The following is an 11,366-nucleotide window of genomic DNA, read 5'->3' as shown; positions in this document are numbered from 1 at the left end:
GGCTGTGCTGACACCTCGCTATCCGGCGCTTTACCAGCTCAACACGCGGGTCCGGTTGACCGAGCTGTCGCTATCGCTCGGCCATGCGGCCACGCTGGATGACATCGCCGACACCGAACTGGACCATCTGGTGGTGATGGGTTTCGACTGGCTCTGGTTGCTGAGCGTCTGGCAGACGGGACCTGCCGCGCAGCGCATCTCGCGCAGCAACGCAGCGTGGCGGCGCGAGTTCGAGCAAACGCTGCCCGACCTGCGCGAGGACGATATCGCTGGTTCCGGCTTTGCAATCACGCGTTACAGCGTGCACAGCGACCTCGGTGGCGACGAAGCGCTGGCGCGCCTGCGCACGCGCGCGCGACAGCGCGGTCTGCGCCTGATGCTCGATTTCGTGCCGAACCACATGGCCCCGGATCATGCGTGGACCGACGAGCACCCGGACTATTTCGTCCATGGCAGCGAGGAGGATCTGGTGCGTTCGCCCCGCAACTATTGCCGCGTGGCAACGAAGAACGGACCGCTGCTGCTTGCCTACGGCAGGGATCCATACTTCGACGGCTGGCCCGACACGCTGCAGCTCAACTACGGCAATCCGCAATTGCAGCAAGCGATGATTGGGGAACTAGAGCGCATTGCTGACCAGTGCGACGGCGTGCGCTGCGACATGGCCATGCTCGTATTGCCCGAGGTGTTCGAGCGCACCTGGGGCATCCGGCCCGACCTGTTCTGGCCGAAGGCGACGGGGACGGTGCGGCGCCAGCATCCCGGCTTCCTGTTCATGGCTGAAGTCTACTGGGATATGGAATGGACGCTGCAGCAGCAGGGCTTCGACTACACCTATGACAAGCGCTTGTACGACCGCTTGCGCGAACAGCGCGCCCGCCCCGTGCGCGAGCATCTGGGCGCGGACATGGCCTATCAGGACAAGCTGGCGCGCTTTCTGGAGAATCACGACGAGCCGCGCGCCGCATCAACCTTTGCACCCGAAGTCCATGCGGCTGCCGCGGTGCTGACCTTCCTCTCGCCGGGCTTGCGGTTCTTCCACCAGGGACAGCTCGCGGGCCGGCGCACACGTATCTCACCGCATCTGGTCCGCGCTCCGGACGAAGCGGTGGACGGAGCGCTCGCGCAATTCTATGCCCGGTTGCTTGCCGTGTTGCGCCAACCGCTGCTTCGCGATGGCAATTGGTCCTTGCTGGAATGCGTTCCGGTCTGGGGCGAGAACAAAACATCGGACAACTTCATTGCGTTCCGTTGGGTACGGGCTCCTCACGAGTGGATGTTCGTGGCCGTGAACTACTCGCCGCAGCAGAGCCAATGCTTCATGCGAACGCCCTTCACGGAACTGGGGGGGCGGACCGTACGGCTCCAGGACCGGCTCGGCCCGGCTGTCTATGATCGACCGGGCGATGACCTGCGCGCCCGTGGCCTTTTCCTGGACATGCCACCCTGGGGCTTTCATGTTTTTGACGTGCAGGGGATTGATTGACAGGGACTGTCGGCCGCTCATGCTGGCTCAGGTTTCGAATTATTTTTTCTAATGGGATTGTGAGATATCGTCGCTGTAAAAAAGCCCGCACGCGCCCTACCATGCTCAAAACCAAAGAGCGAACGCTGCAGCGGTTCCATGCGCTGGTCTGGCCGGGCGACGATGAGAATTCCCAATAGATCGCCTGTACCGCGGGTGTCTCGCCTCCATGCTTTCGTCATGATGGTAGGAGACACCATGCTATTTCTCGTCATCAGTACCCCCCGTCCGGAGCGTCCTTCCACGCTGGTCGACTCGCGCAGCCACTACTGGGAATGGATGCGTCCCCTGCTCGATGCCGGACTGGCCCGCTCGGTGCATGCGCGGGTCGGGCGCGGCGCCGTCGCGCTGTTCGACGTCGACTCGAACACCACCCTGCACCGCTTGATGAACGAATGGGCGGACATCATTCCGGCCCATTTCGACGTCTATCCCTTGCTGGACGAGGAGTCGGCGAAGGCCTTCCTGGCGACCCAGGATCGGGGGCGGCCATGATGCCGCCACGCCGGCGCAGCCTGCCTGGGCCAGGCCGGGCGGTGCTGGCCCTGGCCATCGCGGCTTGTGCCTTCGGCGTGCGTGCCGAGTCCTTTCCCAGCAAGCCAGTGCGCATGATCGTGGCCTTCCCCGCCGGGGGCGGCACGGATATCGTGGCGCGCCTGATCGCGGAGCGGCTGACCAACCTTTGGGGCCAGCAGGTCATCGTCGACAACCGCGGCGGTGCCGGCGGCGTGATCGGTACCGAGATGGCGGCCCGGGCGACGCCTGATGGCTACACGATCTTCCTGGCGACGCTCGGCAATCTATCGATCAATCCGCACTTGTATGCAATGAACGTGGATCCGCTCAAGGATTTCGCGCCGATCTCGAATGTGGTGCAGGTGAATTTCGTGCTGGTGGCAAACCCCGGCTTGCCCGCGAAGAACGTGAAGGAGTTGATCGCGCTGGCCAGGAACAAGCCTGACCAGATCACCTTTTCCTCCTCAGGCGTGGGTGGCGCGCCGCATCTGGCCGGCGAACTCTTCAACGACATGGCCGGCGTAAAGCTGGCGCACATTCCTTACAAGGGCAGCGGCCCCAGCTTCAACGACCTGCTCGGCAAACAGGTGTCGGTGACCTTCGACAGCCTGGTCCAGGCTCTGCCGTACGTAAAGGCTGGCAAGCTGCATGCGCTGGGGGTGTTGGCCGCCAGGCGCTCCCCTTTGCTGCCCGACGTCCCTACGTTGTCCGAGGCCGGGGTGCCAGGATACGACTTCGCCAACTGGTTCGGTCTGGTTGCGCCGGACGGCACGCCACCCGAGCGGATCCGGAAATTGAGCGCCGATGTGCACCAGGTGCTCGACCAGCCAGCCGTGCGCAAGCAATTGGCCAGCATGGGCGCGGTTCCCGCCGCCACCACGCCGGAGCAGTTCGGTGAACTGATCCAGGCCGAAAGCCGCAAATGGGGCAAGATCATCAAGGAGCAAGACATACGGGCACCTTAGCCCGCGCCAGCAGCCAGTTACGGAAGCAAGCGATCTTGCCGTCGTCGGCGCGCGCCGCGGGGCAGACCAGGTGGTAGCCGCGCGGGCGCCGCAACACCAGCGGATGCGGCGCCACCAGCCTGCCCTGCGCCAGGTCGTTCTCCAGGTAGCGGAGTTGGCCGAGCGCTACCCCCAGGCCTTCGGTGGCGCATTGATAGATGACGCTGAGATCCTCGTAGTACATGTCGCCCACCGCCAGACCCCGTTCCGCGCCGGCCGCGCGGATCCAGTCGGGCCAGTGTTGCGGCCGCCGATTGGAGTGCAGCAGCGGCAGTTCCAGCAGCGCCTCGGTGGTGCACGGACTGGGTAGCCGGGCGGCGAGTTCGGGCGCCATGATGGGCGTGAGTTCGTCGCTGAACAGCAGGTCGTTGCGCAGCCCTTCCCAGGGCCCATCGCCGTAGACGATGCCCACATCGGCATTGTCGCGCTTGAAGTCCACGCCTTCGACGCTGGAGGTCAGCTTCACGTTGATGTCAGGATGGTCGGACTGGAAGGCGGGCAGCAGCGGAATGAGCCAGCGCACGAACAGCGTGGTGTGTCCGCGCACGGTAAGTACCTGCTTGGCGCCCGTGGAGACCAGCTCCTGGGTGGCCCGCACGATCTCCGCAAACGCGCCACCGAGCGCCGCGGCATAGAGTTCGCCTCCCCGGGTCAGGCGCAGGCGCCGCGAGCCCCGTTCGAACAGCTCGAAACCGAGCCAGCTTTCCAGTGCCTTGATCTGGTGGCTGACCGCGCCCTGCGTGATGTGCAGTTCCTGCGCGGCGCTGGTGAAGCTGAGGTGCCGCGCCGCGCTTTCGAACACGCGCAGCGGATTGAGGGGAGGAAGTTGCGGGTTCATGACAGGTTTGTGCAGGGATGTCCGGCGATGCCGGAAAAGGCAGAGGCATTAGCTTTATCGATGCGATGGTGAAATTTTCTCGATGGCCTTCAAAGCGAAGACTCCATATCATCGTTGCAAACATGGCACTGGCGCACGTTCCAGGGAAGCGCAGCCGAGGTTGCAATTATTAGTTTTTATTATGCCAGCATAGGGGCGTACGGATGAATATGCGATATGGGACCAATTTTCCCTCGTTGAAGGATGAGGTGGACGAAGGGGAATGGCAGGCGCGGAAAGAACTGGCGGCGTGCTATCGGCTGATGGACCGCCACGGCATGACCGACATGATCTACAACCACATCACGGCACGGATCCCCGGCCGGGAAGGCAAGCTGCTGATCAATCTGTACGGGCTGCTGTACAAGGAGATCACGGCATCCAACCTGGTCGAGATCGACTTCGACGGCACCGTGTGCCGCAAGCCGGACACCGACTACGGCATCAACAAGTCCGGCTACGTGATCCACGGCTGTATCCACCGCGCGCGTCCTGACGTGCATTGCGTCATCCATACGCATACGCGCGCCGGCATGGCGGTGTCGGCCATGCGCTGCGGCCTGCTGCCCATTACGCAGACCGCCTCGCGGTTCCACGGTCATCTCGGCTATCACGAGTTCGAAGGGCCCGCGGTGGACCTGGCCGAGCAGGCGCGGCTCGTGGCCGATCTGGGTCCGCACAATGCCATGATCCTGCGTAACCACGGCCTGCTCGTGTGCGGGGGCTCGGTGCCGCAGGCATTCAACCTGATGTATCAGCTGGAAATGGCGTGCCGAGCCCAGGTAGACGCGATGGCGGCCGGCCTGGACCAGGTGATGGTGCCCGCCGACGAGATCCTGGACGGCGCGGCACACCTCTACCAGCCCGGCACGCGCCGGCCTTACGGCGAACTCGAGTGGCACGCCATGCTGCGCTTGCTGGACGCCGAGCCGGGCGGCTATCCGTCCTATGCAAGCTGACGCATTCGCCGCCCTCCCCTTGCCAATTCCGGAGACTTTCTCATGACTGATGTCGTCGCCAGGCCCACCGCGGGCATATGCGATTGCCACGTGCACGTGATCGGCCCTGCGTCAGCCTACCGCTTCGACGCCGCACGCACGTATACGCCCGCGGATGCGCCGCTCGACGCCCTGTTCGCGCTGCACCGCAGCCTGGGAATCGACCGTACCGTCATCGTCCAGCCCAGTCTGTACGGTGCGGACAATGCTTGCCTGCTGGACGCGCTGGCGCAGCTCGGCGGCGCGGGCCGCGGCGTGGCGGTCATCGACGAGACCACGTCCGGCGATGTCCTGACCGCCATGCACCGCGCGGGTGTGCGCGGTGTGCGCGTCAACCTGGAGACTGCCGGCGAGCATGATGCCGAGGTGGCGCGGCGCAGGTTGATGAGCGCGGCGACGCGCGTGGCGCCGCTGGGGTGGCATGTGCAAACCTACACCAGCCTCGCCACCTTGTCGGCGCTTTCCGACGTATTGTCCGACTTGCCCGCGACGCTGGTCATCGATCATTTCGGCCGCGCGCAGGCAGAGCTGGGGCCGTCGCAAGCCGGCTTCGACACCTTGCTCGCGGCGGTCGCGTCCGGGCGCGCATACGTGAAGCTGTCGGCCGCCTACCGCATCTCGCGGGCGCCCGACTACGCCGATGTGGCCGCGCTCGCGCGTGCCCTGATCGACGCCAATCCCGATCGCGTGCTGTGGGGCACCGACTGGCCGCACCCCGGGTCGGCCGCAGGCCGACCGCTGTCCGTCGCCGGCATCACGCCGTTTCGGGACGAGGACAACGCACGGGCGCTGCTGCGCTGCCTCGAATGGGCCGGGACCACGGAGCGCGCCCACAAGCTCCTGGTGGACAACCCGGCGCGGCTATATGGATTCTGAAGTTTGACCGCGGATGCATCAGACCTCCCGGATATGCGCGAAGCAGCGCTATCGCGCAACACGATAAGCAGGAGACAAAGATCATGAACAAAATCCCCCGCGTGCTGGCGGCCCTGGCCGTCGGCGTCGCCTCTGCGGCCAGCCCGGCCCAGGCGAGCGAGCCCTATCCGGCCAAACCAATACGCATCGTGGTACCCCTGGCACCGGGCGGTACCGTCGACCTGGTTTCCCGACTGATTGCCAAGGGCCTGTCCGAAGACCTGGGGCAGCCGGTCCTTGTAGAAAACAAGCCCAGCGCCAGCGGCCTGATCGGCACGCGCGAGGTCGCGCACGCCCAGCCCGACGGCTACACCCTGCTGGCGGTCGCCAATACCTTCGCATCGGCTCCGGCCTTCGTGCCGGATGCGCGCTACGACCCGATCAAGGACTTCACGCCGGTGACGCAGATCTGCCAGATCCCCATGGTGCTGGTCGCGCATCCTTCCGTGCCCCAGCGCACCGTCAAGCAGCTGATCGACTGGGCCAGGGCCCATCCCGGCCAAGTCTCGTTCGCATCGTCCGGCATCGGTTCCACCGGCTATATCGCGGCCGAGCTTTTCAGTCGGCAGGCGGGTATCAAGATGCTGAGCGTTTCGTACAAGGGCAATGGGCAGGCGCTGATGGACGTGGTGGGCGGTCAGGTGATGACGATGTTCGACCAGGTCAGCACGTCGGGGCGGTACGTGCAGGCGAAAAAGCTGCGCGCGCTGGCGGTCACGACGCCCACGCGCTCTGCCCTGCTCCCCGATGTCCCGACGGTTGCAGAGTCCGGCCTGCCGGGGTTTGAGGATGCGACCTTCAACGCGATCCTGGCGCCGGCCGGCACGCCTGCGCCGATCGTGGCCCGCCTGCACGCAGCCATCGCCAAGGTGCTGGCGCGACCAGCGGTGCGCGATCAATTGGCGGCGCAGGGCATCGAGGTCAAGCCGAGCGAGTCGCCGCAGGCCTTCGGCGACTACCTGCGAGCAGCGGTCAACAAGTATCGCGCAATCGCTCAGGCCGAGCCCGCCGGAGGCTGACCGCTGCGGGGCGCGGAGCAATGATTCCTGCGGTTCGAAGCGGCGTCACGACGTCCAGTCCTGCACCGGGTTGCAGGCCAGGTAACGCACCGGCTGCGCAATGCCCAGTCGCAGGCGGGCCGCTTCGATCGGTTCATGCAGCAACTTTTCATAATCCTCACCGAGCAGCCACGCCGCGCGTCGGCCTAGCCGGTAGCCCTCCAGTACCGCCCGCGCGAAGCCCAGGCTGCGGGATACGCGCAGGCTTTTCATGGAGGCCGATACTGCGATAAAGGCCCACCCCTTGCCGCCGGTTTGCGCATAGCTGAATGCCACCAGCGCGGCTTCGCCCAGGCTCTCGTCAGCCCGGTACCCGGTGAGTACATGCCAGATATCGTGGATGTCGCGCGTACGCCGGCCGAACCACATATAGGCGTCTTCGACGATCGGTTCCTGATTGAGGTTCGATATCTCGGCCAGCCCGTCTGCGCTGTAGCCGGTCTTTTCGAGGAACTCGCGGTAGGCCGCACCCACCGTTCCCGGCGCGAAGCGGGACACATAGTCCGGATCGGCGAAACGCTCTGCCAGTTCAATGCGCTGATACACCATGCGCCGGCCGTCCGGCGTGCTCAGCAGCCGGCTGAAATTTCGCGGCATGGACGGGCCGTTGAGCGCTCGCATGATGCGGAACACCTGCTCCGTGTCATTGCTGTCTGCCAGCAGTTTGCGAATCGCCTTGAACGCTGTCAGCACATCCTGCTTGTACGGACTAGAACCGATTGAAGTCGCCATGGGGTGGGCTCCGGTAACAAACTTGCGGGGGTCAGGCGGATGCGAGCTCGGACGCCTGTGGCGCGGCGTTTCGCACGAATTTGACGCAGGTGTCGACGGCGGTCACTGGCAGCATATGCCCGCCAGTCACCAAGGTCAGCTTTGCATCCTTGACCTTGGCGACAAGCGCTTCGCCATTCGCCGCAAAGTCCAGGATGCGGTCTTCGCGTCCAAAGAGCACGCTGACCGGCACGCGCAGCGTGCCATAGTGCGCCAACAGCGGCGGCAGACTGTGCGCAACGCCAATGAAGTCTTCCGAGGCTGCAATGAAATGGCTGGGCCGCAGGGCCAGCATCCCGCCGGCGCGCGTCGAATAGTCATCTGGCACGGGATCGGGACCGAAGACGATATCCATCACCTGTTCACGGCGCCGCATCGAGAGCGGCACCGCCACGGTCCAGGCAATCAGCCGGCGCAACCAGGCCGCCCGGACCATCATTGCCTTGAATACCGGCGATGGCGCTTTGGGCGGATGCGTCAGCGGGGCGATCAGCGCCAGGCCGCCCACGCGCTCGGGGTGGTAGGTAGCCAGGGCCAGCGCAATCGCGCCGCCGAGCGAGTGTCCCACCACCAGCGGCCGATCCAGCCCGAGTGTGTCGATCAGCGCGGCGAGTGCACTGGCCTGGGCGGGAAGGTCCGCGGCAGCGCCCGCCTCGCGCGTGGAATACCCTGCGCCGGGGCGGTCCACGGCGATCACACGGAAATCACGCGCCAGCGGTTCGACCATGCCATACCCGAAATGGCCAAGCTGGCCGGCCAAGCCATGCACCAGCAGCACCGCCGGCCCCTGGCCACGCTCCACCACGTGCAGCCGCGCGCCGGGCACAGCGACGAAGCGGCCCGTGGGGGGCATCGCGGCTTCGATGCGCCTTGTGGTGCGCCAGGTGTACAGCAAGCACAGGATGCCGCCGACAAGCAATACGGCGAGCAACCCTGCTATGACGGCGAGTCCGATGGTCATGGCTGCACCTCGCTACTTACCCCAGCCGGCTGCGCACTGTTATCCCGCTGATTGCGCCGGGTGTCGTCCTGCTTGATCGCCGGCGCCTGCGCGACCGGCAGCGGCGTGTCGAACTGCAGCACGCCATCGGCGATGCGACCGTGCCGGATCGTGAGCATGTCTTTCAGGTAGTTCTGATGCACGCGCCACGGCTTGCGGTGGCCCTGCTTCGGCAGCACGCTGGCCGCGCGCTGCACGTAGCCCGAGGTGAAATCCAGGAACGGCACGGGATGCACGTCGGCAGCCCGGCGCGGCATGGCGATGCGGTGCTTGTGACGGTCCATGTAACGCAGCAGCCGGCAGACGTATTCGGCCGTGAGGTCCGCCTTGAGCGTCCATGACGCATTGGTGTAGCCGAAGGCCAGCACCAGATTGGGCACATCGCTGAGCATCATGCCCTTGTAGGCCATCGATTCGGCCGGCCGGCGCGGTTGGCCGTCCACGCTGAGCGCGATGTCGCCGAGCATGTTCAGCTTCAGCCCGGTGGCGACCACGACGATGTCCGCGGGCAGCATCTTGCCGCTGCGCAGCACGATGCCCTCGGCGTTGAAGCGCTCGATCATGTCGGTGACGATCGCCGCGCGCCCGTCGCGGATTTCGCGGAACAGGTCGCCGTCCGGCACCAGGCACAGGCGCTGGTCCCAGGGCTTATAGCTGGGCGTGAAATGGGTATCCACGTCGAAGCCAGGTGCCAGCTGCGCGGCGGCCATCGCGATCAGCCGCTGCTTGACCCGCTCGGGGCGCCGGCGCGCCAACTGGAAGAACGACATGCCGAGCAGCACGTTCTTCCAACGCGTCGCCGCGTAGGCCAGCTTTTCGGGCAAGACGCGTCGCAACTTGTTGGCGATGGCGTCTTCGCCGGGGCGCGTGACGATAAAGGTGGGCGAGCGCTGCAGCATGGTCACGTGGGCCGCGCTTTTCGCCATGGCAGGGACCAGCGTCACCGCCGTGGCGCCGCTGCCGATCACAACCACGCGCTTGCCGGTGTAGTCGAGCGATTCGTCCCAGAACTGCGGATGTACCATGCGGCCCCTGAAGGTTTCCTCGCCGGGAAACGTGGGGCGGTGGCCTTCGGCATAGCTGTAATAGCCGGCGCAAACGTACAGGAAGCGGGCTCGCAGGCGCACGCGCTCGCCGTCCTGGGTGCGCTCCGCTTCCACGGTCCAGCAGGCGCTGCCGCTATCCCAGGCGGCGGTGAGCACCTTGTGGCCGAAGCGTATGTGTGACGTGATGCCGGCTTCCTCGGCCGTCTGGCGGATATAGGCAAGGATCGAGGGTCCGTCGGCGATGGCCTTGGCCCCCTGCCACGGCTTGAAACGGTAGCCGAGCGTGTACATGTCAGAATCCGAGCGGATGCCCGGGTAGCGGAACAGGTCCCAGGTGCCGCCCATCGCCTGGCGGGCTTCGAGGATGACGTAGCGCTTGCCGGCGCAGCGTTCCTGCAGGTGGCGCGCGGCACCGATCCCGGACAGGCCGGCGCCTACGATCAAGACATCAAGGACTGCGTCATCGGAACGGGGGGCGGTCATGATGGGAATCCGGACGAGTGCGGATGAGCGGCGTTTCTGACAAGATAGGTTGTCAAAATCCATCTGGCAATAGGGAATGTCATAATGGCCACCATGACGACCGAGCTTTCTCCCGCTCGCCGCTATCGCGGTGCCGAAGCCGAAGAACGACGCGCCCAGCGCCGCAGCCAGCTGATTGCCGCGGCGGTCCAGGTCTACGGCGAGCGTGGCTACCAGAACGCCACGGTCAAGGCCGTGTGCGAGGCGGCCGGACTCACTGAGCGCTATTTCTATGAGTCGTTTGCCAATAGCGAGGCGCTTTTGCTGGCGTCGTACGAAACCGTGACGCGCAAGTTGCTGCACACCCTGGCGCGGGCCGGCGAGGAGAACGGCGGAAGTGGGGAACAGCGCGCTTCGGCGATGCTACGCGCCTACTTTGGTGCGCTGCAATGCGAGCCTCGCGCGGCGAGGGTCTTCCTGGTCGAAATCCGCGGCGTCAGCAAGCTTGTCGATGAAGCGCTGGCCATTTCGCTTAGCGAGTTTGGTGCACTGCTGGCGCGCACGTTATTGCCTGGTGGACGGGAGGGCCGGGGACTTGATCCGATGCTGATCGCCGGCGTGGCCGGCGGGATCGTCCATGTTGCGCTGTACTGGATTCGTAACGGTTATGCGCCCGATGTCGACACCGTGGCTCGTACCGCGTTGCAACTGGCGCTTGTGCTGGTGTGCCAGCCGGCTTAAGGCCCGCGCCTTCGCAGGAAGCGCGGGGCATTGCCAGACATGCTGCTATTTCGCGTGCAGGATGACGGTCCCCTCGGAAATCGTCGGCGCGCTCGCGCCGGTTCCGGCAGCGTTCGCGGCGATCCAGTCCTTCGCCTTCTTGACGCTCTCATCCACGCCCGCCTTGTCATTGCAGGTCGTGACAGAAAAGCCGCCATCGGCGGTCCGCGCAAGCGTGTAGCTGACAAAACCCTGGACCGAACGCATCAGGGATTCGATTTCCGAGGTCCGTTTTTCCAGCAGATCAAACAGCTCCCTGGCGCCGCTTCCGGAATAGGCTCTGATAACAGTGTGCATGGTCGGTTCCTTCCTTGGATGGGCCCCGGAATTCGCGCAGCCGCGCGGAGTAAGGCGTGATGGCACCAGTCTAGTTACGATGCGGGAAAAGTGCACCGACTGCGGGCCCGAAACTCA

General features: G+C 65.2%; 12 protein-coding genes. 7 read left to right on the top strand and 5 right to left on the bottom strand.

What is annotated here, in order from left to right; all coding sequences use genetic code 11:
- Nucleotides 1–4: 4 nt before the first annotated feature.
- From K307_RS35300 to K307_RS35290, 3 genes are all read left to right on the top strand, one after another.
- Complete coding sequence (locus K307_RS35300) at nucleotides 5–1,486, top strand: alpha-amylase family glycosyl hydrolase (protein WP_042887812.1); 1,482 nt, start codon at nucleotides 5–7, stop codon at nucleotides 1,484–1,486.
- A 237-nt stretch (nucleotides 1,487–1,723) separates the two neighbouring features.
- Nucleotides 1,724–2,020, top strand: coding sequence for a DUF3303 domain-containing protein (locus K307_RS35295; RefSeq protein ID WP_042885693.1), 297 nt, complete (start codon nucleotides 1,724–1,726; stop codon nucleotides 2,018–2,020).
- The gene (locus K307_RS35290; protein ID WP_230626280.1) at nucleotides 2,017–3,006 is read left to right on the top strand and encodes a Bug family tripartite tricarboxylate transporter substrate binding protein; all 990 of its coding nucleotides are present in this window, start codon (nucleotides 2,017–2,019) and stop codon (nucleotides 3,004–3,006) included. Before K307_RS35295 ends, K307_RS35290 begins: the two co-directional genes overlap by 4 nt.
- On the opposite strand, the gene gcvA is transcribed toward K307_RS35290, so the two are convergent.
- Nucleotides 2,978–3,883, bottom strand: a complete 906-nt coding sequence (gene gcvA / locus K307_RS35285; protein ID WP_042885691.1) for a transcriptional regulator GcvA — start codon at nucleotides 3,881–3,883, stop codon at nucleotides 2,978–2,980. The two genes, K307_RS35290 and gcvA, sit on opposite strands and share 29 nt — an antisense overlap.
- A gap of 203 nt (nucleotides 3,884–4,086) precedes the next feature.
- Between gcvA and K307_RS35280 the strand changes: the two genes are divergently transcribed.
- From K307_RS35280 to K307_RS35270, 3 genes are all read left to right on the top strand, one after another.
- The gene (locus tag K307_RS35280) at nucleotides 4,087–4,881 is read left to right on the top strand and encodes a class II aldolase/adducin family protein (protein ID WP_230626278.1); all 795 of its coding nucleotides are present in this window, start codon (nucleotides 4,087–4,089) and stop codon (nucleotides 4,879–4,881) included.
- Nucleotides 4,882–4,923: 42 nt separating this feature from the next.
- On the top strand, nucleotides 4,924–5,796 hold the full coding sequence (locus K307_RS35275; RefSeq protein ID WP_042885689.1) for an amidohydrolase family protein: 873 nt from the start codon (nucleotides 4,924–4,926) through the stop codon (nucleotides 5,794–5,796).
- Nucleotides 5,797–5,879: 83 nt separating this feature from the next.
- Nucleotides 5,880–6,854, top strand: a complete 975-nt coding sequence (locus K307_RS35270; RefSeq protein WP_042885688.1) for a tripartite tricarboxylate transporter substrate binding protein — start codon at nucleotides 5,880–5,882, stop codon at nucleotides 6,852–6,854.
- 45 nt (nucleotides 6,855–6,899) lie between these two features.
- Here K307_RS35270 and K307_RS35265 read toward each other — a convergent pair whose 3' ends face one another.
- The 3 genes from K307_RS35265 to K307_RS35255 are packed head-to-tail and all read right to left on the bottom strand — an operon-like array spanning nucleotide 6,900 to nucleotide 10,193.
- Entirely contained in the window at nucleotides 6,900–7,625 is a 726-nt protein-coding gene (locus K307_RS35265; protein WP_042885687.1) for a Coq4 family protein, read from the bottom strand.
- Nucleotides 7,626–7,656: 31 nt separating this feature from the next.
- Nucleotides 7,657–8,625, bottom strand: coding sequence for an alpha/beta fold hydrolase (locus K307_RS35260; protein ID WP_042885686.1), 969 nt, complete (start codon nucleotides 8,623–8,625; stop codon nucleotides 7,657–7,659).
- A complete protein-coding gene (locus K307_RS35255; RefSeq protein ID WP_042885685.1) occupies nucleotides 8,622–10,193 on the bottom strand; it encodes a flavin-containing monooxygenase in 1,572 nt (523 codons plus the stop codon). Before K307_RS35255 ends, K307_RS35260 begins: the two co-directional genes overlap by 4 nt.
- 84 nt (nucleotides 10,194–10,277) lie before the next feature.
- Here K307_RS35255 and K307_RS35250 point away from each other — a divergent pair, with 84 nt between their 5' ends.
- Nucleotides 10,278–10,913: a TetR/AcrR family transcriptional regulator gene (locus K307_RS35250; protein WP_042885683.1), complete on the top strand. Its 636-nt coding sequence runs from the start codon at nucleotides 10,278–10,280 to the stop codon at nucleotides 10,911–10,913.
- Between the two features lie 45 nt (nucleotides 10,914–10,958).
- Here K307_RS35250 and K307_RS35245 read toward each other — a convergent pair whose 3' ends face one another.
- Nucleotides 10,959–11,249: a hypothetical protein gene (locus K307_RS35245; RefSeq protein ID WP_042885681.1), complete on the bottom strand. Its 291-nt coding sequence runs from the start codon at nucleotides 11,247–11,249 to the stop codon at nucleotides 10,959–10,961.
- Nucleotides 11,250–11,366: the final 117 nt, after the last annotated feature.

The organism is Cupriavidus necator A5-1 (genome assembly GCF_000744095.1).
In the GTDB taxonomy this organism is placed as follows: domain Bacteria; phylum Pseudomonadota; class Gammaproteobacteria; order Burkholderiales; family Burkholderiaceae; genus Cupriavidus; species Cupriavidus necator_A.
The sequence above is the reverse complement of the archived record's forward strand: the minus strand, read 5'-3'. Positions and strand labels throughout refer to the sequence as shown.